We start from the raw sequence: 21367 nt of genomic DNA, 5'->3' as shown, positions 1-21367 counted from the left end.
GCCGGCCGGTGCGGGCAGGGCAGGGCAGGGCGGGCCGGTCAGGCCCCCGAGGCGGTGATCACCTCGGAGACCAGGCCCGGGGAGGTGACCAGGCGGGCGTACTCGGGCTGGCGCAGCTCACCGCCCATGAACGGGTGGGGGTTGCGGTGGACGGCGGGGCTGGGCGCGTCCACGAGAGCGGCGAAGTGGATCTCCTTGACCCCCGTCGCCGCCACCACGCGGCTCACGTTGCGGGGCGTGATGCCGCCGCCGGGCATGACGATCAGTCCGTCGCCCGCCCGCTCGACCAGGGACGCGATCAGCGGCGCCCCCTCCAGCGCGGTGACGTCCTGGCCGGAGGTGAGCACCCGGTCGACTCCCAGCGAGGCGAGCGTGTCGAGGGCGGCGAACGGGTCGGCGGTCATGTCGAAGGCCCGGTGGAAGGTGACGGAGAGTCCTCCGGCGGCGCCGATCAGCCGCTTGGCCACCTCGACGTCCACCTCGCCCGACGGCGTCAGCACCCCGATCACCACGCCCTGCGCGCCCGCCTCCCGGACTGCCGCCACGTCGCGCTCCATGGCCGCGATCTCGTACTCGTCGTAGATGAAGTCACCGCCACGGGGACGGATGATCACGTGGACGCGGATCGACGAGACCGCGGCGAGGGTCGCCTCGACGGTGCCGAGGGTCGGGGTGAGACCGCCCTCGAAGAGGGCCGAGCACAGCTCGACCCGGTGCGCCCCGGCCTGCTCGGCCGCCAGCGCGCCCGCCGTGCTGTCGATGCAGATCTCATAGGTAAGGCTCATTTTTCCCCCAAAGCGTGGATCTCGCCGACCGGGACGCCCCCGCCCAGCACCGGAACACTCGCGAACTCCCCGGCCGCCGCGACGTCGCCCCCCGCCGCCCGGAGGGCGGCCAGCGCGATCGCGCTCGTGGCCCGCGGGCTCCCGTCGATGACCTTGACCGCCGCCGCGTGCCCGTCGGCCAGCGCGACGACGAGCACGCCCTCGGCGCCGCCCTTGGCCACCGCCCCGGGCAGCGCCCGCATCAGGGAGGTGTTGACGTGGCCGGTCCCGCCGACGTACTCGGGATACTCGCGCATCGCGTCGCCGACCGCCCGCGGCGCCGTCCCGGGCGCGGCGAGGACCAGTCCCTGTACGGCCCGCGCCAGCCCGGTCAGCGACAGCCCGAACAGCGGGGCGCCGCACCCGTCGACGGCGACGTGGGCCGTCTTCTCTCCCGACAGCTCCTCGACCACGCCGCGGACCCGCTGCTGCACGGGATGGCCGGGGTCGAGGTAGGAGCCGGCCTCCCAGCCGGAGGCCACGGACGCGGCGAGCATCGCGGCGTGCTTGCCCGAGCAGTTCATCCGCTCGCGCGACGCCGTCAGACCGCCGCGGATCAGCGCGTGCCGGGTGGCCTCGTCCTCCGGCCAGTCGGCGGGGCAGCCGAGGGCGTCGAAGCCGAGTCCCGCCTCGCCGAGCATCTCGGCGACCAGCCGTACGTGGAAGTCCTCACCCGTGTGGCTGCCGGCGGCGATGGCCAGGCGCGGGCCGTGCAGGTCGGCTCCGGACAGCAGGCACGCGAGCGCCTGGAACGGCTTGGCCGACGAGCGCGGCAGCACCGGGGCGTCGACCCGGCCGAGGGCGACGGCCGTGCCGCCGTCGGGCGCGAGGGCGACGGCGCTGCCGAAGTGCACGCTCTCGGTGAATCCGGAGCGGACCACCTCCGCGAGCGGGACGTATCCGGAACCTCCCCCGGTGAGCGGGACGAGTTCAGGCACGGGCGAGTCTCCTTCGCGGTCGGTGGGCTCGCGGTTGGCGGGCTTCGAGGGTGCGGGCGAGTTTGGACAGCGACGCGTTGACCACCAGGTAGACCAGCGCGACGACGATGTAGGTCTGGATGAGCAGGCCGTTGTAGGTCGCCAGGACCTTGCCGCTGTAGAGCAGCTCGGCGTAGCTGACCACGAAGCCCAGCGAGGTGTCCTTCAGCAGGCCGACCGACTGGCTGACGATCGAGGGCAGCACGCGCCGGGCCGCCTGCGGCAGCACGATCATGCGCATGGTCTGGCCGTGGGTGAGCCCGACGGCCAGGCCCGCCTCGCTCTGGCCGCGCTCGACGGACAGGATCCCGGCCCGGAAGATCTCCGCGAACGCCGCCGCGTTCGAGATCGCCAGCGGCACCACGAGCTTCCAGAACAGCGGCAGGTCCAGCCCGTAGCGGGGCAGCGCGAACAGCACGACGTAGACCAGCAGCAGCGCCGGGACGGTGCGCACGACCTCCACGTACGCGGCGGCGGGCAGGCGCACCCAGCGCCGCCGGGACAGCCGGCCCAGGGCCAGCGCCAGCCCGGCCGCCATCGCGAGCGCGGCCGACACGACCGCCGCCAGCACGGTGGACCAGAGCCCGTCGAGCAGGTAGCGCCACATCGGCCACGTCGCGTACGGCTGCCAGCGGTCGGCGTCGAGCTGGCCGTTGGCGGCGAACTGCCGTACGGCCAGCGCCAGCAGGCCGAGCACCGCGACCGCCCCCACCACGGTCGCGACGCGGATCCTGCGGCGGGCGCGCGGCCCGGGCTCGTCGAAGAGCAGGTTGCTCATCGGACCATCACCAGCCGTCGTTCGAGCCGCCCGGTGACGAACCCGGCACAGGCGGCGATCAGCGCGTAGGCCAGGCCCGCCCCGACGAAGATCGGGATGGGCTGGGCCTCCATGAGGTTCACCCGGTTGGCCGCGGCGGTCAGGTCGACCACGCCGATCGCGGCCGCCAGAGAGGTGTTCATCGTCAGCGCGATGAAGATGTTGCCCAGCGGCTGGATCACCGTGCGCAGCGCCTGCGGCAGGATCACGTGACGCAGGGACTGGCCGAAGGTGAGCCCGAGCGCGCGGGCCGCCTCACCCTGCCCGGCGGAGACGGCGTTGACGCCCGAGCGCAGCGCCTCGGCGATGTAGGCGGCCTCGTAGAGCGCGATGACCACGATGGCCGTGACCAGCAGGTCGGCCTTGATCCCGATCTCCGGCAGGCCGAAGACGGCGAGCACCAGCAGCACCAGCAGGGGCAGGTTCTGGAAGGTCTCCACGTAGGCCGTGCCGATCCCGCGCAGCACGCCGACCGGGCTGACCCGCATGGCCGTGATCACCAGTCCCACCACCGCGGCGCCGAGGAACGACGCCGCGGTGAGCTGGAGGGTGACGATCAGGCCTTCCCAGAACTCGGGCAGGTGATCAAGGATCGCCGACATCAGGAGCCCGGAACCGATCCGATCTGCGGCGGGGTGGGCGCCTCGCCCTGCACGACCGTGCCGATGGAGTTCTTCCAGGTCTGCTGCCAGAGGCCGTCACCCTGGATCTTCTTCAGCCAGTCGTTGACGAACTTCTTGAACTGCTCGTCACCGTGCTTGAGGCCGATGCCGTACGGGTCGGTCGTGAAGGGCTGCCCGACGACCTGGACCGAGGGGTCCTTCTGGGCGTTGGCGACCAGGAGCATCTCGTCCTGGACGTAGACGTCGCCGCGCTCCTGCTTGAGCGCCTGCATGCACTCGGGGTCGCTGCCGAACGTCACGATCTTCGCCTGCGGCGCGAGCTTCTTGATCGCCGGGATGGCCGGGGTGTTGGCCCCGGCGATGACGGTCTTGCCGTTCAGGTCCTCAGGCTTGGCGATGCCCGCCGTGCCCTTCCTGACCGCGAGGCTCAGGCCCGAGGAGTAGTACGGCCCGGCGAAGGCGACCTGCTTGGCCCGCTCCGGCGTGATCGTGTAGGTCTGGAAGACGACGTCCACGGTGCCGTTGCTCAGCAGCGCCTCACGGGTCTCCGACGCCGAGTTGACGATCTTCACCTTGGGCTCGCCGATGATGTACTTGGCGAGCGCCTTGCCCATGTCCGCGTCGAACCCCTCGACCTCGCCGGTCGTCGGGTTCTGCTGCGACAGCAGCGGGGCGTCGAGCGACCCGCCGACGATCAGCTCGCCGCGCTGCTTGATCTTCTCCATCGTGGAGCCGGGCAGGATGTCGGCGGCGGCCGCCACCGGCGCCTTGGCGAACAGGTCACCGCCCTTGGCCTCGCCGGGCACCGCCGGGCTGGCCGAATCCGTGCCGGCACAGGCCGAGAGGCCGACCATCGACACGGCGGCGACAGCGGCCATCCGCTTCATGGACACCATCGGGCCCACCATCCTTTGCGATCAGTGTGTGAGTACTTTGGCCAGGAAGTCCCTGGCCCGGTCCGTCTTGGGAGCTTCGAAGAAGGCGTTCGGCTCGGCCGTCTCGACGATCTGGCCGCCGTCCATGAACACCACGCGGTCGGCGGCCCTGCGGGCGAAGCCCATCTCGTGGGTGACCACGACCATGGTCATGCCGTCGGCGGCGAGCTGGACCATCACGTCCAGGACCTCGCCGACCATCTCGGGGTCGAGCGCCGAGGTGGGCTCGTCGAAGAGCATCACCTTGGGCCGCATGGCCAGCGCGCGGGCGATGGCCGCCCGCTGCTGCTGGCCGCCCGAGAGCTGCGCGGGCAGCTTGCCGGCCTGCTCGGCGATGCCGACGCGCGCCAGCAGCTGCCGGGCGGTGCTCTCCGCCTCGGTACGGCTGACGCCGCGCACCTTCACCGGCGCGAGCATGACGTTCTCCAGCACGCTCTTGTGCTGGAAGAGGTTGAACGACTGGAAGACCATGCCGACGTCGGCCCGGAGCCGGGCCAGCTCGCGGCCCTCCACGGGGGCCGGGACGCCGTCGATGAGGATGTCGCCCGAGCCCGCGGTCTCCAGCCGGTTGAGGCAGCGACACAGCGTGGACTTGCCGGACCCGGAGGGGCCGATCACCACGACGACCTCGCCCTGCGCCACCTCAAGGTCGATGTCGCGCAGCACGTGATGATCGCCGAACCATTTGTTCAGCCCTTGCACCTGAATCATTGCCGTCTTCCTTCGAAATCGAAGATAAACCGGAACGTAATGGATGATTCTGGGCGAAGTCAACACATTGCCGTAGTAAGTACAGACGTGGTATTCCTCTGTTCATGTCAGGCAAAGAGAGGTTGCCCGTGCGGGGGGCCCAAGGCGATCTCCTGCGTCTCGTCGCCACCGGCCACGCCGAGTCGCGCGCCGAGCTGGCACGCCTGTCCGGCCTGGCGGCGTCGAGCGTCTCCCTGCGGGTCGAGGAGCTGATCGGCACCGGGCTGCTCGTGGAGGAGGGGTCGGGCACCTCCCGTGGCGGGCGGCGGCCCCGGCGGCTGCGCGTCAGCCCCACCGCCGGGCTGCTCGCGGTGGCCGACCTCGGAGCGCACCACGCCCGTCTCGGCCTGCTCGACCTCAGCGGCACCCCGCTGGTCGTCGAGGAGCGCCCCTGCGACATCGCGCTGGGCCCGGAGGAGACCCTGGAGTGGATGGCGGCCTCCTTCGACGAGCTGCTGCTGGCCCACGGCCCGCCCGGCGTCCCCCTGCGCGGGGTCGGCACCGGCATCCCCGGGCCCGTCGACCCCGCCAGCGGCCGCGTGGTCTCCCCCTCGCGCATGCCAGGCTGGAACAACTTCCCCGTCGCCGAGCACCTCGGCGCGCGCTACGACCTGCCGGTGCTCGTCGAGAACGACGCCAACCTCATGGCCGTCGGCGAGGCCCGCGCGTGGCCCGGCTGCGACAACCTCATGGTGCTGAAAGCCGGCAGCGGCATAGGGTGCGGCGTGATCGTCGACGGCCGCCTGCACCGGGGGAGGGGTGCGGCCGGCGACATCAGCCACGTCCGGGTCAGGACCGACTCCTCCGTCGTGTGCTCCTGCGGCCACCCCGACTGCCTGGAGGCCTACGCCAGCGGGGCGGCGCTGATGAGCGCCCTGACCGAGCAGGGCATCGCGGTGGGGCGGCCCGCCGACGTCGTCGCCGCCGTCAACGACGGCGTGCCCGAGGCCACCGCCCTGGTCAGGAACGCCGGACGCCTCATCGGCGAGGTGCTCACCGTCCTGGTGAACTTCCTCAACCCCGACGCCATCGTGGTCGGCGGCAGCCTGTCCACGGCCGAGCCGCTGATCTCGTCGATCCGCGCCGCCGTCTACGAACGGTGCCTGCCGCTGGCCACCCGCGACCTGGAGATCGCCGTCACCCGCGCGGGCCCCGACGCGGCGCTGCTCGGCGCCGGATCCCTGCTCCTGGACGCCGTCCTGAGCTGAGCGGGGCCGGCGCGGCGGAGTCCTCCGCCCGCCCGCCCGGACGCCGCCCGCCCGGACGGGGCCGCCCGGCGGAGTCCGGAGCGGGCGGGTGTGATGGGATCGGATGTATGCACGTGATGCGCCCGACCTGCGGATCACGGCCGCGTCGACCTCTCTGAGGCCAGGAGGTGAGCGTCATCGGCATCGTCTCGCCGGGATTCTCCGGCCGCCGTCGCGGCGGCGCCCCGGACCTGCCGCCCGGGCAGTACCTCACCGAGGACTTCCCGGTGCTCTCGGCGGGCCCCACGCCGCACGTCCCCAAGGAGAGCTGGAACCTCACCGTCACGACCGAGACCGGCGCCGTCCACCACTGGGACTGGGCCGGGTTGACCGCCCTGCCCGCCGAGCGGTTCACGGTGGACCTGCACTGCGTCACCAAGTGGTCCAAGCTCGCCACCGCCTGGGAGGGGGTCTCGCTCGACACCCTGCTCGCCGGGGTGGAGACCTCGGCGGAGTACGCCCTGGCGTACTCCTACGGCGGCTACACCACCAACCTGCCCCTGGAGGACCTGCTCGACGGGCAGGCGTGGATCGCCGTCCGCTACGACGGCGAGGACCTCACCCCCGAGCACGGCGGGCCCGCCCGGCTGCTCGTGCCGCACCTGTACCTCTGGAAGAGCGCCAAGTGGGTGAGCGCCATCCGGCTCCTCAACGAGGACCACCCCGGCTTCTGGGAGAGCGTCGGCTACCACAACTACGGAGACCCGTGGCGCGAGCAACGGTACTGGGGCGACTGACCTGGCGGGTCGCCACGGTCGCCGCCGTCCGTGACGAGACCCCGACCGCGCGCACGATCGCCCTGGACGTGCCCGGCTGGCCAGGCCACCTGGCGGGCCAGCACGTCGACGTACGGCTCACCGCGCCCGACGGCTACTCCACCCAGCGCTCCTACTCCATCGCCTCGGCGCCCCGGGGGGACCACCTGGAGCTGACCGTCGAGTCGCTGCCCGACGGCGAGGTGTCCCCCTACCTCACGCGGGTCCTCTCCGCGGGAGACCCGCTGGAGCTGCGCGGCCCGATCGGCGGCTGGTTCGTCTGGCGCCCCGGGGCGCCGGAGCCGGTCCAGCTGGTCGCGGGCGGCTCCGGCGCCGTCCCGCTCATGGCGATGATCCGCTCCCGCGCGGCGGGCGCGGCGCCGTTCCGGCTGCTGTACTCCGCGCGCGACCCCGAGGCGGTGCTCTACCGCGACGAGCTGCGCGGCGCGTCGCAGGACGGATCCGGCGTGGACGTCACCTACGCCTACACCCGCCGGGTGCCGGAGGGCTGGCCGCTCCCACCGGGCCGGGTCGACGCCGGCCTGCTGGCCGAGAGCGCCTGGGTGCCGGAGCTGGCTCCGGCCTGCTACGTCTGCGGCCCGACCGGCTTCGTCGAGACCGTCGCGGACCTGCTGGTCGCCGCCGGCCACGACCCGGCCCGCATCCGCACCGAACGTTTCGGACCCGGCGGGGGACGGCCGTGACCTCCCCGCCGGGATCCGCGACCTCCACGCCGAAGGAGTCCCGATGACCGACAACCGCCTCGACGGCAACGCCGCCGGAGGAGCCCTGCGCGAGGTGTTCGCCGTCGACCTGACCTCGGCCGCCGGCCAGTGCTCGAACTGCTCGCGGAGCCTCGCCCTGGCCGAGTCGTACCTCTACACCCGCGCCCCGGGCCTGGTGGGCCGCTGCCCCGGCTGCGACGCCGTCCTGTTCCGGCTGGTCCGGGGCCCGGGGCGGGCATGGCTGGACATGCGCGGGCTGACGTGCCTGCAGTTCGCGCTGCCCGACGGCACCTGATCGGGCCGGGACCGGCGCGCCCGCCGTACCTGGTCCCGGCCGCAACCGGCCGGCGTCAGTGGGCGACGGCGCGCGGGCGGTACGGCTCGGCGAGGAAGGCCAGCTCCTTGTCCGTCAGCTCCAGATCCACCGCGGCGACGGCGTCGTCGACGTGCCTGTCCTTCGTCGCGCCGGTGATCGGGGCGGTGACGCCCGGCTGGTGGAGCAGCCAGGACAGCGCCACCTGAGCCGGCGGGACCTCGCGCTCCCTGGCCACCTGGGCGACCCGGCCGAGGATCAGGCGGTCGTTGTCGGCGTCGGTGTAGAGGGCGCCGATGCGCCCGTCGCTGTCGGCGCGGGTGGTCTCCGCGTCGGAACCGGCGCGGGCGAGCAGGCCCCGGGCCAGCGGGCTCCACGGGATCAGCCCCACACCCTGGTCGGCGCAGAGCGGGTTCATCTCCCGCTCCTCCTCGCGGTAGAGCAGGTTGTAGTGGTTCTGCATGGTCACGAACTTCGTCCAGCCGTTGACCTCGGCCACGTGCTGGGCCTTGGCGAACTGCCAGGCGCTCATGCTGGAGGCGCCGAGGTAGCGGGCCTTGCCCGCGCGGACCACCTCGTGCAGGGCCTCCATGGTCTCCTCGATCGGGGTCTCGTGGTCCCAGCGGTGGATCTGGTAGAGGTCCACGTGGTCGGTGCCGAGGCGGCGCAGCGAGCCGTCGATCGCGGAGTGGATGTGCTTGCGCGACAGGCCGCGGTCGTTGACGCCCTCGCCCAGCGGGAAGAACACCTTGGTGGCCAGCACGTAGTCGTCCCGGTCGGGGAAGATCCCGCGGAGCAGGTTGCCGGTGACCTCCTCGCTGCTGCCGGCGGAGTAGACGTCGGCGGTGTCGAAGAAGGTCACCCCCGCGTCGGCGGCCCGGCGCACGATCGGCTCCGCCGCGGCCTCGTCGAGAACCCACTCGCTCCACTTGGCGGGGTCGCCGTAGCTCATCATGCCGAGACAGATCCTCGACACCTTCATGCCGGTGGATCCCAGACGCACGTATTCCATGGTGAAACCTCCCGATCTCTGCTGCCAGGGCCCAGCCTACGGCCGGTGGTCCCGGCGGTGAGGCCAGCGGGGGAGCCGCTCAAGGCCGCGCGGCCGGGGCGCCGGGCACGGCCAGGCGCAGCGCGTCGGCGAGCCCGGCGACGTGCGGCTCCGCCAGGCGCCGGTGCGCGACGGCCACGCCGACGTACCGGGCGGGCCGGGGCGGCCTGATCGGCACGACGGCCAGCTCCGCGGACGGCTGCAGCGCCACCTGGGGGATCAGCGCGATGCCGACCCCGGCGGCGACCAGCACCTGGGCGAAGAAGTAGTCGGTGGTGCTGGCCGAGACGCGCAGCTCGAAACCGGCGAGCGTGGCGTAGCGGTGCAGGAACGCGCCGGTCTTGAGACAGCCCATCACCCACCGCTCGGCGGCGACCTCGGCCAGGTCCACCGACGCGCGGCCGGCGAACTCGTGGCCGGCGGGCATCACGACGGACATCGGGTCGTCCATCAGCGGTGTCCATGCCAGGCGGGAGCGGTCGCCGGGCCGGATCGGCAGCGGCTCGTCGAAGTGGTAGGCCAGCGCGAGGTCGGCCCGCCCCTCGCGGACCATCGGCAGGCTGTCCTCCGGTTCGCGTTCCAGCACGGTCAGCTCGACGTCCGGGTGGCCGGCCGTGAACCGGGCCAGCGCGGCGGGCAGCAGATACCGGCCGCCGCTGGTGAACGTCACGACCGTCAGGGTCGTGCGCCCGGTCGTGAGCCGGTCGATCCGATCCTGGGTGTGCCGCAGCTCGGCCGAGATCGTCTCGGCCGCCTCGACGAGCAGCCGTCCCGGCTCGGTGAGCACCACCCCGCGGGTGCTGCGGTGGACCACCGGCGCGCCGAGCGTCCGCTCCAGGGTGGCGACCTGCTGGGAGACGGCCGACGGGGTGAGCAGCAGCGCGGCGGCGGCTCCGCTGAAGCTGCCGTGCAGGGCGACCTCGCGCAGGATCCGCAGCCGCTGAACGTCGATCATCAGTTTTCCTAACAGCCGGTTAAGCAGATCACCACTTCCGCTTAGGACCGTATACGGACAGGCTTAAGGGCATGAAAGAGGTATGCGTCATCGGCGGCAGCCGCTACTTCGGCAGGCGCCTGGTGCTGCGGCTGCGCGACGCCGGAGTCAATGTCACGCTCGTCAACCGGGGCACGCAGGCGCCGCCGCCGGGAGTCACCCATCTCGTGGCCGACCGCGACGACGAGCGGGCGCTCACCGTGGCGCTGGGCACCCGTGACTTCGACGTGGTCGTCGACCAGGTGTGCGGCACGCCGCGCCAGGCCGGCGTCGCCGCGCGCGTCTTCGCCGGTCGCACCGGGCGGTATGTGATGACCTCGACCATCGAGGTCTACGACCACGCCCCGGCAGGAGGCGTTCCGGCGGCCGTACCGGGCGCCCCGCTGGCCGAGGAAGCCGTCGACCCGCTGCGGTGGCCGGTGGACCTGGATCTGCCCTGGCACGACCGGGAGTTCAGCGAGGCCCGGTACGGCGAGGGCAAGCGGCAGGCCGAGGCGGTCTTCGCCCGCGAGGCCGCGTTCCCGTTCGCCGCGGTCCGCTCCGGTCACGTCATGGGCGGCGGCTCCGCCGACTTCACCGGGCGGCTGGAGCACTACGTCGAGCGCGTCCGCGCCGGCCGCCCCGTCGCCGTCCACCGCGAGAACCACCCGTCGTCGTTCATCCGCGACCTGGAGATCGCCGATTTCCTGTACTGGGCGGCGGGCGCCGGCTTCACCGGTGCCGTCAACGCCCGCTCCCACGGCGAGTTCGACGTCATCGAGCTGTGCGAGCGGATCGCGGCGCGCCTCGGGGTACGGCCGGTCTACGAGACGGACGGGGGCACCGGGGCGTCGCCGTACGCCTTCGGCCACTACTACGGCATGGACAACGGCCGGGCGGGCCGGCTCGGCTTCGCCTTCTCGCACACCGGCGACTGGCTGCCCGGCGTCGTCTCCGAAGCACTGTGAGGTCCTCCGCCATGCGTATTCGCCACATCGGCGCCGTCCCCGTCGGCGCCGTCGGGTTGGGCGCCATGCCCCTGTCGATCGAGGGACGGCCGGACGAGGACCGCGCGGTCGCCACGATCCACGCCGCGCTCGACGCCGGCGTCACGCTGATCGACACCGCCGACTCCTACCACTGGCACGCGGGCGAGGCCGGCCACAACGAGGAGCTGGTGGCCCGCGCGCTCGCCGCCCGCGGCGACGGCGCCGGGGCGGTGCTCGTCGCGACCAAGGGCGGCCGGGGCCGGCCGGGCGACGGCTCGTGGACGGTCGACGGCTCGCCGGATCACCTCAAGCGGGCCTGCGAGGCGTCGCTCGGGCGGCTCGGCGTCGACGCGATCGGGCTGTACCAGCTCCACAAGCCGGACCCCGCCGTCCCCTGGGCCGACTCCGTCGGCGCGCTGGCCGAGCTGCTCGACGAGGGGAAGATCCGCATGGCCGGCGTCTCCAACGCCGACACCGGGCAGATCCGCCAGGCACGCGACATCCTCGGCGACCGGCTGGTATCGGTGCAGAACAGATTCTCCCCGGCCCTGCGCACCGGCGAGCCGGAGCTGCGCCTGTGCGAGGAGCTGGGCATCGCGTTCCTGCCCTGGAGCCCGCTCGGCGGCATCTCCCGGAGCTCGCTCGACGGCGGGTCCCGTCCCGGCGCGCCCGACCCGGCGTACGCGGCCTTCCACGCGGTCGCACGCGAGCACGGCGTGAGCCCGCAGCAGGTCTGCCTCGCCTGGCTGATCGCCCGGTCCCCGGCCGTCATCCCGATCCCCGGGGCCAGCCGCCCCGAGACGATCCGTGACTCCGCGGCCGCCGCCGGCCTGACGCTCGGCGCGGACGAGATCGCCCGGCTGGAGGCGGCCGGAACATCCTGACCGGACCTCCCGATCTTGGTGGCCCCGGCCGGGCCCCGGCACGACAATTCCAGCCATGAGCTCATCCAGGCACGACCACCCCCTGCCTCCCGCCCGCGTCCAGGAGGTCTCCGACGGCGTCTACGCCTACATCCAGCCCGACGGGAGCTGGTGGATCAACAACACCGGCTTCCTGGTGGGGCGGCGTGGAGTGATCAGCGTGGACGCCTGCTCCACCGAGCGGCGCACCCGCGCCTACCGCGAGGCGATCAGGTCGGTCACCGGCCGCCCGGTCACGACGCTGATCAACACCCACCACCACGGCGACCACACCTTCGGCAACTTCGTCTTCCCCGAGGCGACGATCGTCGGGCACGAGCGGACCCGGGAGACGATCCTGGCCGAGGGGATCCCGGAGTACCGCACGATGGCGTGGACCGAGGTGGACTGGGGCGACCTGGTGGCCTGCCCGCCGTTCCTCACCTACACCGACGGGGTGACCGTCCACTCCGACGAGCTGCGCTGCGAGGTCCGGCACGTCGGCGGCCCGGCGCACACGACCAACGACTCGATCGTGTGGATCCCCGAGCGGGCGCTGCTGTTCGCCGGCGACCTGGTCTTCAACGGCGGCACGCCGTTCGTGATGATGGGCTCGGTGCAGGGTTCGATCGCGGTGCTCGACGGGCTCAGGGAGCTGAACGCCGAGACGATCGTGCCCGGCCACGGCGGGGTCTGCGGGCCGGAGGTCATCGACCACGTGCAGGGATACCTGCGGTTCGTGATGGCCACCGCCGAGCTCGGCCGGGCGGCCGGTCTGTCGCCGCTGGAGGCGGCGCGCGAGACCGACCTCGGCGAGTACGGCGGGCTGCTCGACCCCGAGCGCATCGTCGGCAACCTGCACCGGGCCTACGCCGAGCTGGACGGCCTGCCTCCGGGGGAGCCGATCGACCTCGTCACCGCGATGCTCGAGATGGTGGAGTTCAACGGAGGCAGGCCGCTGACCTGCCTGGCCTGATCTGCCTGGTCTGCCTGGTCTGCCTGGCCTGCCTGATCTGACCTGGCTGGTCTCACCTGGCGTCCGCCCCGCGGGCGCCAGGTGAACGCCCGTCCCGGGAGGGTCAGGACAGGTGCCGCGACCACCATTCGAGGACGGCCTCGAAGCGCTGGAGGCGGTGCCTGGGGCGGCCGCTCCGGCTGAGCTCGTGCCCCTCGCCGGGGAAGAGCAGGAACTCGGCCGGGGTGCCGTTGCGGCGCAGGGCGACGAACATGCGCTGGGCCTGCTCGACCGGGCAGCGCCAGTCCTCCTCGGAGTGGACCACGGCGAACGGCAGGTCGATCCGGTCGGCGTGGTACAGCGGGCTCATCGCGCGCTGGACCTCGATGTCGGGACCGCAGTAGGCCTCGGCGAAGAACCAGCCGATGTCGGAGGAGCCGGTGAAGGAGTCCCAGGCGTTGACCGCCCGCTCGCTCCAGGCCGCCTTGAAACGCTCTCCGTGGTGGGCGGCCAGCCAGCTCGTCATGAATCCGCCGTAGGAGCCGCCCATCACGCCCACCCGCTCGCCGTCGCACTCGGGCCGGGCCAGCGCCGCGTCCAGCAGGGCGAGCACGTCGTCGACGTCCACGGTGCCGAAGGCGCCGATCGCCGCCTGGCCGTGCGCCTGGCCGTACCCGCTGGAACCGCGCGGGTTGGGCAGGACCACCGCGTATCCGGCGGCGGCGTAGACCTGGGTCTCGTCCAGGAAGCCCCACCCGTGGTGGTGGAACGGGCCGCCGTGCACGTTCAGCAGGACCGGGTGCGGGCCCTCGCCCTCCGGCAGGGCAAGCCAGCCGTGGACGGGGTAGCCGTCGGCGGACACGGCGGTGATCTCCTGCAGCGGGCGCCGTCCGGCCGGCGACCCGTTGAAGTCCGTGAGCGTCCCGGCCGGGGTGACCACCTCCCCGGGGCTCTCCGGGGTGGACACCACCGCCACGACCTGGTCGCCGTAGGAGGTGAACGTCTTGACGCCCGCCCGCTCGCCCAGCACGAGGGGGAGCTTCTCCAGCGGCGTCTCCGGGGTGTCGGAGGGGGCCAGCCGCAGCTCGACCGCGCCGCGCACCCGCACCGCGACCAGCACGCCGTCCTCGGTCGCGATGGGGGGCAGCGGCTCGATGTCCACCGACTCCTCCTCCGTCAGCCGTACCCCGGTCGCCGGCTCGCCGCCGATCCGCAGGGGGGCGCGGAAGAGGCCGGTGTTGCGGGCCACCGCGTGGATGCCGGAGAAGGCCGTGCCGAGGTAGAGCACGTCCCCGCCGGGGAGCGCGACGGGCAGCCCGGCCGATCCGGCGCTGCGCACCACCGGGATCGGCGCGCCGCCGCCGGCCGGCACCGCGTACAGGTCGGAGTGCAGGCTCTCGCCGTCCAGGTCGCGGTCGGCCGAGACCAGCACGTGCTCGCCGTCGGGGGTCCAGCTCGGGGAGGCGACCTCGTAGGGCCCCTCGGTGAGCCGGACCGGCTGCGGGATGTCCGCCAGGGCGTTGACCACGAACAGGGCGGGCCACCGGTCAAGGGTGAAGCCGACGCCGTCGTGCCGGTAGCGGAACCCGGTGATGCGGCGCGGCGCCTCGGCCGCGGCGCTCACGTCCTCCTCGGTGCCGTAGCGGCCGGCTTCGGGGACCCGTGCGACGAACGCGATCCGGCGGGAGTCGGGGGCCCAGACCGGGGCGCCCGCGCCGAGCGGCAGGTCGGTGAGAGGGCGTGCCTCGCCGCCGCCGGTGGGCATCACGTGGAGCTGTGGCCTGCCGCCGTCCTGCGCGCGCAGGAAGGCCACCCAGGCCCCGTCGGGGGAGATCCGGGGCGAGCTGTCGTGGTCGCCGAAGGTGAACTGGACGGGCGGGCCGTCCTGGGGGAGCCGCCACAGGCCCCCGCGGTAGGCGTCGGCCTCCAGATCGGGGCGGGCCACGTCGACGAGGATGAGATCCTCGTGAAGGGTGACGCTACCGGGGACATGCAGCAGGGCGAGATCTTCTGGACGCATGCCCAGGGACGTTATCACCGTGCTAATCATCTTTTGCGGTACGAAACCCGCATGTCCGCGCAGGCCGATCCGCCCGCAGCGGAACCGGGGGAGCACGGCCCGGCGCGGCACGGGCCGACGAGGGGCGGGCCGATGAGGGGCGGGCGCGGAGCCACTCGGCGCGCCGCGACGGCCCGGCCGGCTCCGCCCCGGCCGGGCGCCGGCAGACGCCGCACGAGGTGCCGGAGTGCCCGTCGCCCCTACAACAGGGTGAGACCGCCGTCCACGGCGAGGACCTGGCCGGTGACGTAGCTCGCGTCGTCCGAGAGCAGGAAGGTCGTCACCTTCGCCACCTCCCAGGCGGTTCCCTGGCGGCCCATCGGGACCATCACCTGGCCGCGGTGCTCCCAGAGCCTGGCCGCGTCCCGGCCGAGCGGGGTGTCGATCAGGCCGGGGGCCACCAGGTTCGCCCGGATCCCGAGGCCGGCGCCCTCCAGCGCGACGTGCCTGGCCAGGCCGACCAGCCCCGCCTTGGAGGCGTCGTAGGCCGGGATCAGGCTGCCGGGGCGCAGCCCGGCCACCGAACCGATGAACACGATCGAGCCGCCGGAGCCGAGCAGGGGCAGCGCGCCCTTGCAGACCAGGAAGTGGCCGCGCAGGTTGACCGCGAACACCCGGTCCCAGTCGGCGGCGCTGGTCCCCGCCAGGGCCAGCCCGGAGCCGATCGCGGCGTTGAGCACGATGCCGTCCACCGCGCCCGCCCGGCCGGTCAGCGCCTCGCAGGCGTCACCGTCGGCCAGGTCCACGGTGATCACCTCGGCCTTCCCGCCCTCGCGGCCGATCCACCCGGCCGTCTCGGCGGCCGCGTCCTCGTCCACGTCCGCGCAGACCACCGTGGCGCCCTGCCGCGCGGCCTCGACCGCGATCGCCCGCCCGTTCCCGACCGGCGGTTCGGGGTCGAGGGAGGGGCGGGTGCCCGCTCCCACGACCAGTACACGTCTACCTACCAAGCGACCGTTCACAATCGCGATCGTAGTAAGTAACCTCTGATCCGTGAATCCCCGAGTCGAACCGTTGCCGCCCGAACAGTGGGACGGGTTCCTGGCCCGCGTGGTCGAGGGCACCGGCCCCTACAACGTCTTCACCACGCTGGCCCGCCATCCCGCGCTGTTCCAGGCGTGGATCGGGTTCGGCGCCGCGCTGCTGTACGGCACGCTGCCCGCCCGTGACCGGGAGCTGGCCGTCCTGCGCACCGCGCACAACCGCGGGAGCGCGTACGAGTGGGTCCAGCACGTACGGCTGGCCCGGGAGGCCGGGCTGACCGAGGCCGAGATCGAGGCCGTCCGCGGCCACGGGCACGGCTGGGGCGCCGGCGACCGGCTGGTGCTGGAGGTGGCCGACGAGATGCACCGCTCCGGAGACATCGCCGACGAGACGTGGGAGGCCCTGTGCGCCCGCTACGACGAGCCCGGCCGGATCGAGCTGGTCATGCTCGTCGCCCACTACGACATGCTCGCCGTGGTCCTCACCGTCCTGCGCGTCCCCCTGGAGGAAGCGGGCACGGCGCTCACGGGCGTCGGGGACCCTCCGGTCCCCCCGGCAGGATCATCGTGACGCCCGGCACGGAGCCGATCGCGGCGAGCGCGGGTCCCGCTCCGTCGAGGCCGACGGTGCGGGTGATCAGCAGGTCCGGGCGGAGGAGGCCGGCGGCGACCATCTCCAGCATCGCGGGATAGGCGTGGGCGGCCATGCCGTGGCTGCCGAGGAGTTCGAGCTCGTAGCCGATCACCCGGTTCATCGGCAGCGAGGTGAGGCCCGGCAGCAGGCCGATCTGGACGTGCCGGCCCCGGCGGCGCAGGCCCTCGATCGACGACGCGCACGTCTGCGGGCTGCCCAGGGCGTCGATCGAGACGTGGGCCCCGCCGCCGGTCAGCTCCAGGACGCGTGCGGCGACACCGGCCCCGCCCGGCGGGACGTCAGCGGCGCCGGGAGCGGCGGCCGGAGCGGCGGCGGTGACGCAGGCGGCGGCGCCGAACCGCCGGGCCAGGTCCAGGGCCTGGGGGGAGACGTCCACGGCGACCACCCGTGCGCCCGCGGCGGCGGCGATCATCACGGCGGACAGGCCGACCCCGCCGCAGCCGTGCACCGCCACCCACTCGCCGGGCCGTACCCGGCCGACCGTCACGACGGCGCGGAAGGCGGTGGCGAAGCGGCAGCCCAGGCTCGCGGCGGTGGGGAAGGTCATCTCCTCCGGCAGCGCCACCAGGTTCACATCCGCGTTCTCGATCGCCACGTACTCGGCGAAGGAGCCCCAGTGGGTGAAGCCCGGCTGGGTCTGGCGCTCGCAGACCTGCTGGTCGCCGGCCGCGCACGCCGTACAGGAACCACAGGCGCAGACGAACGGGACCGTCACCCGGTCACCGGCCCGCCACGAGCCCACCCCCGGCCCCACGTCCTCGACGACCCCCGCCAGCTCGTGCCCGGGAACGTGCGGCAGGACCCGGATGTCCGGGTCGTGGCCCTGCCAGCCGTGCCAGTCGCTCCGGCACAGCCCGGTCGCCTCCACCCGGATCACCGCCCCGCCGGGCGGCGGCGCGGGAGCGGGCACCTCGCACACCCGCAGATCTGACCCGAAGGCGTCGAAGACCACCGCTCGCATCGGCGCACACTCCCTGACTCGTCCGGCGCCGCCGGCCCGCTCGCGCGGCCCGGCGGCCTGTGCAGCATTCTCCAGGCCCCCGGAGCGCCCGGAGAAGGGGGGCGGATGCGCCGTGCGGGCCGTCACTTACGCCGCGGGCCGATTAGAACCCCCGGGCTGGGACAGAGGAGGGGGCACAAGGACCAACGGATCGGATGGTGAGATGGGTCAGCAAGTCGACAAGGACCGATTCTCCGAGGCGGAGTTCGCCCGCTTCGGCGAACGGCTGGAAGAGCAGCTCGCCGCGCTCCGCGAGCTGCTCGCCAGGCCGGGCTTCGGTACCGGGCCCGCGACCATCGGGGCCGAGCTGGAGATGTTCCTCATCACCCCCGACGGCCGGCCGCTTCCGCGCAACCACGAGGTGCGCGACGCCGCCGACGACGACCGGCTCGTGCCGGAACTCGGCCGGTTCAACCTGGAGGTCAACCTGACGCCGCTGCCGATCGCCGGGCGGCCCTTCAGCGCCCTGGTGCGGGAGCTGCGCGAGACGATGGCCCTGGTGGACGCGGCGGCGGGGACACAGGGCGGGCAGGCCCTGGCGATCGGGATCCTGCCCTCGCTGAGCGAGTTCGACTTCACCCACGAGGCGCTCAGCGACGAGAGCCGCTACCGGGCGCTGAGCCGGGGCATGCGGCGGCTGCGCACCGAACCGTTCCGGGTGCGCATCGAAGGGGTCGAGGAGCTGGAGCTGGAGGTCGAGGGGGTGATCCTGGAGAGCGCCAACACCTCCTGGCAGGTCCACCTCCGTACGGCTCCCGCCGACTTCGCCCGCGTCTACAACGCCGCCCAGCTGGCCACCGGCCCGGTCCTGGCGGTCAGCGGCAACTCGCCGGGTTTCCTGGGCAGGCGGTTGTGGGAGGAGACCAGGATCGCGCTGTTCGAGGAGTCGGCCGACGACCGGGACGTGGAACGGCTCGACCGCAGGGACCGGCGGGTGGCCTTCGGCTCCGGCTGGGTGAGCGGCGCCGAGGAGATGTTCGAGACCTGTGTCCGCGACTACGAGCCGGTGCTGCCGATGACCTCGGAGCAGGTCCCCGCCGGGGAAGGGGAGGCTCCCGGGCTGGCCGAGCTCCGGCTGCACCAGGGGACGGTGTGGCAGTGGAACCGGCCGATCTACGACCCCGCGGACGGCGGCCACCTGCGGGTGGAGATGCGCGCCCTGCCGGCCGGTCCGACCCCCGCCGACATGGCGGCCAACGCCGCGTTCCTGCTCGGGCTCACCGCCGCCATGGCGGCCGGGCCGGTCGAGGACTTCCCCTTCGCCGCGGCCTACCGCAACTTCTACCGCGCCGCGATCCACGGCCTGGACGCGCCGATGGCCTGGCCGGGCGTGGAGGGGGAGGTGCCGGCCGCGCAGCTCGCCCTGGACCTGCTGCCCGTCGCGAAGGCCGGGCTTGAACGGGTGGGGGTGGACCCGGCCGAGGCCGACTGGGCGCTGGACATCATCCGGGAACGGGTCAGGCTCCGCCGTACCGGTGCGATCTGGCAGCGCCAGGTCGTCGAAGGGCTCGGCGGCGATCCGGCGGCCCGGGCCCGCATGGTGACCCGCTACCGGGAGCTGTCGCTCACGGGGGAGCCGGTGCACACCTGGCCCATATGATCACAAAAGATATTCAAGTCGGGGCATACTCATGAACTCCACACCTTGATCCGCCCATCCGGGCGTGACCGGCGGAGGAGAACCCCCCATGAGTGGGATGACGGCCGTAGCGGCGGAGCCCTTCCAGCTGAAGCGGGACGGCGGTGACCTCGCAGCCGGGGTCCGGGCCCTGGAGAAGCAGCTCAAGCGCGTGACCCTCGACACCGTGCTGGCCAAGGCGAACCGCGTCGCGGCCAGGAAGGGGGCCACCGGGGCCGGGGCCTTCGGGACGATGAGGCCCCGGCCGGTGGACTGGTACTGCTTCGACGCCGACGACAACGCCGTCCGCGACTGGTACCCCCAGGGGCTGACCTGCTCCTCCGACGCGGGGACCGGCGGGGGGACATACGTGGTGAGCTGGTACTTCAAGCCCGAGACGGGGGCCGAGCGGGGAGTGCGCCTGTCCTTCCTCGACACGGCGGCCCTGCGCTACCGGCACGTCCTGCTCGTGCGGGCCGGCGCAGACGGCGACATCGCCCCGATCGACATCCATGCCGGCGGCGTCGCCTGGTACGGCGACCTGCTCTACGTCGCCGACACCAGCCGGGGCATGCGGGTCTTCGACACCCGGCACATCTTCGAGGTGGACGGGGACGACAAGACCAGGATCGGCAGGAAGGGCGAGGTGCACAACGCCTTCGGCTACCGCTACGTGATGCCGCAGACCGGAGCCTGGACCCCGACCTCGGGCGGCGCCCGGTTCTCCTTCGCCGCGATCGACCGCACGACCGCCACCGACACCCTGATCTCCGGCGAGTACCTGGACGGCCCCGGCGGCCGGGTGGCCCGCTGGCCGCTGAACGCCGACGGCACGTTCCGGGCCGACGCCGGCGGCGTCGCCTCCGCGCTGGACGCCTACCGCCTGCCCGAGGCAAAGATCCAGGGCGCGCTCTCCCACGACGGCACCTGGTACCTCAGCCAGGCGGCGGGCGCGTCCAGGAACGGCAGCCTCATCGTGGTCGGCGACACGGTCAGGAAGCGCCCCTACCCGGTGGGCCCCGAGGATCTCACCTGCGTCCGCGACAAGAGGACGCTCTGGAGCGTGACCGAGTTCGCGGGCCGCCGAGTGATCTACGGCGTGCCGCTGTAGGGGCCCGGCCGCAGGAGGCCCGGTGCCGCGGGGGCCCGCACCACCATGGGGACCTCCGAAGCGCGGCGCCCCGGCTCCGTGCGGCGGTGCGAGCGATCCGGCTCAGTGCAGCGACCCGCCGACCAGCCGGAGGTCGCCCTCCACCGAGACGGCGGCCGCCACGATCGCCTTCAGCGCCTCGGCGACCATCGCCACCGGCATGGACGGCCCGGCCTGGCCGAGCACCTGCTCCGGGGCGAACGGCACGTGCACGAAGCCGCCGCGGATCCCGGGCCGCTCGGTGGCGATCAGATGCATGAGACCGTAGAAGACGTGGTTGCAGACGAACGTCCCGGCGCTCTGCGACACGCTCGCCGGGATCCCGGCCGTCCGGGCCGCCGCCACGCACGCCTTCACCGGCAGCGTGGCGAAGTAGGCGGCGGGCCCGCCGGGCACCACCGGCTCGTCGATCGGCTGCCGTCCGGCGTTGTCCGGGATGCGGGCGTCGTCGATGTTGACGGCCACCCGCTCGACCGTCACGTCGGGCCGCCCCCCGGCCTGCCCGACGCAGACCACCACCGCGGGGTCGTGCTCCAGCACCGCCGCACGCAGGTGCTCCAGCGCCTGGCCGAACACGCACGGCAACTGTACGGCCCGCACCCCGGGCACCAGCCTGACCGCCTCCCACGACGGGTTGACCGCGGCGCCGTCGAACGGCTCGAAGCCGGTGAGCAGGACGGTCATCGCCGGCCCGCCGGAAGCGCGCAGGCGGGGGTCCCACCGGGCAGCCGGTGGCGGTTCATCGCGACGAGCCGGTAGAGCCCCTGGGCCGCCCACCGGAAGGGCGGCACCCGCAGCGCGAGACCCGGCAGGCTCCACGGCGGGCCGGCGGCGACCAGCAGCCTGGCGACCGCCTGCGCTCCGCCGTACACCCGGCCGCGCTCGACCCACAGGACCTCGCGCTCCGCCCGCTCCCGCGTGGTGCCCAGCGCGGCCAGGTCGGCGAACTGCCAGGGGGTGACGCGGGCCCGGACACCGATCCGGCGCTCGGCGAACCGGACGCTCGTCGTGCAGAACCCGCAGTCGCCGTCGAAGACCAGAACCGGTTGCTCCCTCATGGAACAGA

23 protein-coding genes are annotated in these 21367 nt (G+C 73.3%); 10 read left to right on the top strand and 13 right to left on the bottom strand.

All coding sequences use genetic code 11. The features are described from left to right. Positions 1–38 precede the first annotated feature (38 nt). Genes SROS_RS30445 through SROS_RS30420 form a run of 6 tightly spaced genes read right to left on the bottom strand, consistent with a single transcriptional unit; the run spans position 39 to position 4887 of the window. Entirely contained in the window at positions 39–785 is a 747-nt protein-coding gene (locus tag SROS_RS30445; RefSeq protein WP_012892758.1) for a copper homeostasis protein CutC, read from the bottom strand. Next, entirely contained in the window at positions 782–1762 is a 981-nt protein-coding gene (locus tag SROS_RS30440; protein WP_012892757.1) for an asparaginase, read from the bottom strand. The genes SROS_RS30445 and SROS_RS30440 overlap by 4 nt, the downstream gene beginning before the upstream one ends. Continuing rightward, a complete protein-coding gene (locus SROS_RS30435; RefSeq protein WP_012892756.1) occupies positions 1755–2579 on the bottom strand; it encodes an amino acid ABC transporter permease in 825 nt (274 codons plus the stop codon). The genes SROS_RS30440 and SROS_RS30435 overlap by 8 nt, the downstream gene beginning before the upstream one ends. Then, positions 2576–3220 (bottom strand): amino acid ABC transporter permease, encoded by a 645-nt coding sequence (locus SROS_RS30430; RefSeq protein WP_012892755.1) that lies wholly within the window; start codon positions 3218–3220, stop codon positions 2576–2578. The genes SROS_RS30435 and SROS_RS30430 overlap by 4 nt, the downstream gene beginning before the upstream one ends. Then, complete coding sequence (locus SROS_RS30425; protein ID WP_012892754.1) at positions 3220–4137, bottom strand: glutamate ABC transporter substrate-binding protein; 918 nt, start codon at positions 4135–4137, stop codon at positions 3220–3222. Before SROS_RS30425 ends, SROS_RS30430 begins: the two co-directional genes overlap by 1 nt. 21 nt (positions 4138–4158) lie before the next feature. Next, entirely contained in the window at positions 4159–4887 is a 729-nt protein-coding gene (locus SROS_RS30420; protein WP_012892753.1) for an amino acid ABC transporter ATP-binding protein, read from the bottom strand. A 128-nt stretch (positions 4888–5015) separates the two neighbouring features. Here SROS_RS30420 and SROS_RS30415 point away from each other — a divergent pair, with 128 nt between their 5' ends. The 4 genes from SROS_RS30415 (at position 5016) to SROS_RS30400 (ending at position 7948) form a co-directional block, all read left to right on the top strand. Further along, entirely contained in the window at positions 5016–6134 is a 1119-nt protein-coding gene (locus SROS_RS30415) for an ROK family protein (protein ID WP_012892752.1), read from the top strand. Positions 6135–6310: 176 nt separating this feature from the next. Continuing rightward, positions 6311–6910 carry a molybdopterin-dependent oxidoreductase gene (locus SROS_RS30410; protein ID WP_043657077.1) on the top strand — a complete coding sequence of 200 codons (600 nt, stop codon included), beginning with the start codon at positions 6311–6313 and terminating at the stop codon, positions 6908–6910. After that, positions 6880–7632 carry a ferredoxin reductase gene (locus SROS_RS30405; RefSeq protein ID WP_012892750.1) on the top strand — a complete coding sequence of 251 codons (753 nt, stop codon included), beginning with the start codon at positions 6880–6882 and terminating at the stop codon, positions 7630–7632. The genes SROS_RS30410 and SROS_RS30405 overlap by 31 nt, the downstream gene beginning before the upstream one ends. Positions 7633–7675: 43 nt before the next feature. Next, complete coding sequence (locus SROS_RS30400; protein ID WP_012892749.1) at positions 7676–7948, top strand: DUF6510 family protein; 273 nt, start codon at positions 7676–7678, stop codon at positions 7946–7948. A gap of 55 nt (positions 7949–8003) precedes the next feature. Here SROS_RS30400 and SROS_RS30395 read toward each other — a convergent pair whose 3' ends face one another. After that, the gene (locus SROS_RS30395) at positions 8004–8978 is read right to left on the bottom strand and encodes an aldo/keto reductase (protein WP_012892748.1); all 975 of its coding nucleotides are present in this window, start codon (positions 8976–8978) and stop codon (positions 8004–8006) included. Between the two features lie 79 nt (positions 8979–9057). After that, positions 9058–9972 carry a LysR family transcriptional regulator gene (locus tag SROS_RS30390; protein ID WP_012892747.1) on the bottom strand — a complete coding sequence of 305 codons (915 nt, stop codon included), beginning with the start codon at positions 9970–9972 and terminating at the stop codon, positions 9058–9060. A 71-nt stretch (positions 9973–10043) separates the two neighbouring features. Here SROS_RS30390 and SROS_RS30385 point away from each other — a divergent pair, with 71 nt between their 5' ends. From SROS_RS30385 to SROS_RS30375, 3 genes are read left to right on the top strand one after another with little or no spacing between them, the layout of a single operon-like run. Beyond that, positions 10044–10958, top strand: coding sequence for a Rossmann-fold NAD(P)-binding domain-containing protein (locus SROS_RS30385; RefSeq protein WP_012892746.1), 915 nt, complete (start codon positions 10044–10046; stop codon positions 10956–10958). 11 nt (positions 10959–10969) lie between these two features. Further along, positions 10970–11863 carry an aldo/keto reductase gene (locus SROS_RS30380; protein ID WP_012892745.1) on the top strand — a complete coding sequence of 298 codons (894 nt, stop codon included), beginning with the start codon at positions 10970–10972 and terminating at the stop codon, positions 11861–11863. A gap of 55 nt (positions 11864–11918) precedes the next feature. Beyond that, entirely contained in the window at positions 11919–12857 is a 939-nt protein-coding gene (locus SROS_RS30375) for an MBL fold metallo-hydrolase (protein ID WP_012892744.1), read from the top strand. Between the two features lie 103 nt (positions 12858–12960). Here the strand turns inward: SROS_RS30375 and SROS_RS30370 are convergent, their stop codons facing one another. Together SROS_RS30370 and SROS_RS30365 are read right to left on the bottom strand one after the other, a co-directional pair. After that, positions 12961–14856, bottom strand: a complete 1896-nt coding sequence (locus tag SROS_RS30370) for a S9 family peptidase (RefSeq protein WP_043653240.1) — start codon at positions 14854–14856, stop codon at positions 12961–12963. A 239-nt stretch (positions 14857–15095) separates the two neighbouring features. After that, positions 15096–15857 (bottom strand): SDR family NAD(P)-dependent oxidoreductase, encoded by a 762-nt coding sequence (locus tag SROS_RS30365; protein ID WP_012892742.1) that lies wholly within the window; start codon positions 15855–15857, stop codon positions 15096–15098. Positions 15858–15888: 31 nt separating this feature from the next. On the opposite strand from SROS_RS30365, the gene SROS_RS30360 reads away from it, so the two are divergent. Beyond that, on the top strand, positions 15889–16449 hold the full coding sequence (locus tag SROS_RS30360; protein ID WP_148269250.1) for a carboxymuconolactone decarboxylase family protein: 561 nt from the start codon (positions 15889–15891) through the stop codon (positions 16447–16449). On the opposite strand, the gene SROS_RS30355 is transcribed toward SROS_RS30360, so the two are convergent. Then, positions 16403–17494, bottom strand: coding sequence for an alcohol dehydrogenase catalytic domain-containing protein (locus SROS_RS30355; RefSeq protein WP_012892740.1), 1092 nt, complete (start codon positions 17492–17494; stop codon positions 16403–16405). The genes SROS_RS30360 and SROS_RS30355 overlap by 47 nt on opposite strands. A gap of 202 nt (positions 17495–17696) precedes the next feature. Between SROS_RS30355 and SROS_RS30350 the strand changes: the two genes are divergently transcribed. Together SROS_RS30350 and SROS_RS30345 are read left to right on the top strand one after the other, a co-directional pair. Then, the gene (locus tag SROS_RS30350) at positions 17697–19133 is read left to right on the top strand and encodes a glutamate--cysteine ligase family protein (protein WP_012892739.1); all 1437 of its coding nucleotides are present in this window, start codon (positions 17697–17699) and stop codon (positions 19131–19133) included. Positions 19134–19221: 88 nt separating this feature from the next. Continuing rightward, complete coding sequence (locus SROS_RS30345; protein WP_012892738.1) at positions 19222–20262, top strand: hypothetical protein; 1041 nt, start codon at positions 19222–19224, stop codon at positions 20260–20262. Positions 20263–20364: 102 nt separating this feature from the next. On the opposite strand, the gene pcp is transcribed toward SROS_RS30345, so the two are convergent. Together pcp and SROS_RS30335 are read right to left on the bottom strand one after the other, a co-directional pair. Next, a complete protein-coding gene (gene pcp / locus SROS_RS30340; RefSeq protein ID WP_012892737.1) occupies positions 20365–20985 on the bottom strand; it encodes a pyroglutamyl-peptidase I in 621 nt (206 codons plus the stop codon). Beyond that, positions 20982–21359, bottom strand: a complete 378-nt coding sequence (locus SROS_RS30335; protein WP_012892736.1) for a thiol-disulfide oxidoreductase DCC family protein — start codon at positions 21357–21359, stop codon at positions 20982–20984. Before SROS_RS30335 ends, pcp begins: the two co-directional genes overlap by 4 nt. Positions 21360–21367 lie beyond the last annotated feature (8 nt).

The sequence above is a fragment of the Streptosporangium roseum DSM 43021 genome, from assembly GCF_000024865.1.
Taxonomy (GTDB): domain Bacteria; phylum Actinomycetota; class Actinomycetes; order Streptosporangiales; family Streptosporangiaceae; genus Streptosporangium; species Streptosporangium roseum.
The sequence above is the reverse complement of the archived record's forward strand: the minus strand, read 5'-3'. Positions and strand labels throughout refer to the sequence as shown.

Bases quoted from the DNA above. Each gene is read 5' to 3' on its own strand.
- SROS_RS30355 (WP_012892740.1), bottom strand. From the start codon at position 17,494: ATGCGAGCGGTGGTCTTCGACGCCTTCGGGTCAGATCTGCGGGTGTGC.
- SROS_RS30445 (WP_012892758.1), bottom strand. From the start codon at position 785: ATGAGCCTTACCTATGAGATCTGCATCGACAGCACGGCGGGCGCGCTG.
- SROS_RS30425 (WP_012892754.1), bottom strand. From the start codon at position 4,137: ATGGTGTCCATGAAGCGGATGGCCGCTGTCGCCGCCGTGTCGATGGTC.
- SROS_RS30380 (WP_012892745.1), top strand. From the start codon at position 10,970: ATGCGTATTCGCCACATCGGCGCCGTCCCCGTCGGCGCCGTCGGGTTG.
- SROS_RS30370 (WP_043653240.1), bottom strand. From the start codon at position 14,856: ATGCGTCCAGAAGATCTCGCCCTGCTGCATGTCCCCGGTAGCGTCACC.
- pcp (WP_012892737.1), bottom strand. From the start codon at position 20,985: ATGACCGTCCTGCTCACCGGCTTCGAGCCGTTCGACGGCGCCGCGGTC.
- SROS_RS30395 (WP_012892748.1), bottom strand. From the start codon at position 8,978: ATGGAATACGTGCGTCTGGGATCCACCGGCATGAAGGTGTCGAGGATC.
- SROS_RS30420 (WP_012892753.1), bottom strand. From the start codon at position 4,887: ATGATTCAGGTGCAAGGGCTGAACAAATGGTTCGGCGATCATCACGTG.
- SROS_RS30435 (WP_012892756.1), bottom strand. From the start codon at position 2,579: ATGAGCAACCTGCTCTTCGACGAGCCCGGGCCGCGCGCCCGCCGCAGG.
- SROS_RS30335 (WP_012892736.1), bottom strand. From the start codon at position 21,359: ATGAGGGAGCAACCGGTTCTGGTCTTCGACGGCGACTGCGGGTTCTGC.
- SROS_RS30385 (WP_012892746.1), top strand. From the start codon at position 10,044: ATGAAAGAGGTATGCGTCATCGGCGGCAGCCGCTACTTCGGCAGGCGC.
- SROS_RS30390 (WP_012892747.1), bottom strand. From the start codon at position 9,972: ATGATCGACGTTCAGCGGCTGCGGATCCTGCGCGAGGTCGCCCTGCAC.
- SROS_RS30350 (WP_012892739.1), top strand. From the start codon at position 17,697: ATGGGTCAGCAAGTCGACAAGGACCGATTCTCCGAGGCGGAGTTCGCC.
- SROS_RS30430 (WP_012892755.1), bottom strand. From the start codon at position 3,220: ATGTCGGCGATCCTTGATCACCTGCCCGAGTTCTGGGAAGGCCTGATC.
- SROS_RS30345 (WP_012892738.1), top strand. From the start codon at position 19,222: ATGAGTGGGATGACGGCCGTAGCGGCGGAGCCCTTCCAGCTGAAGCGG.
- SROS_RS30375 (WP_012892744.1), top strand. From the start codon at position 11,919: ATGAGCTCATCCAGGCACGACCACCCCCTGCCTCCCGCCCGCGTCCAG.
- SROS_RS30400 (WP_012892749.1), top strand. From the start codon at position 7,676: ATGACCGACAACCGCCTCGACGGCAACGCCGCCGGAGGAGCCCTGCGC.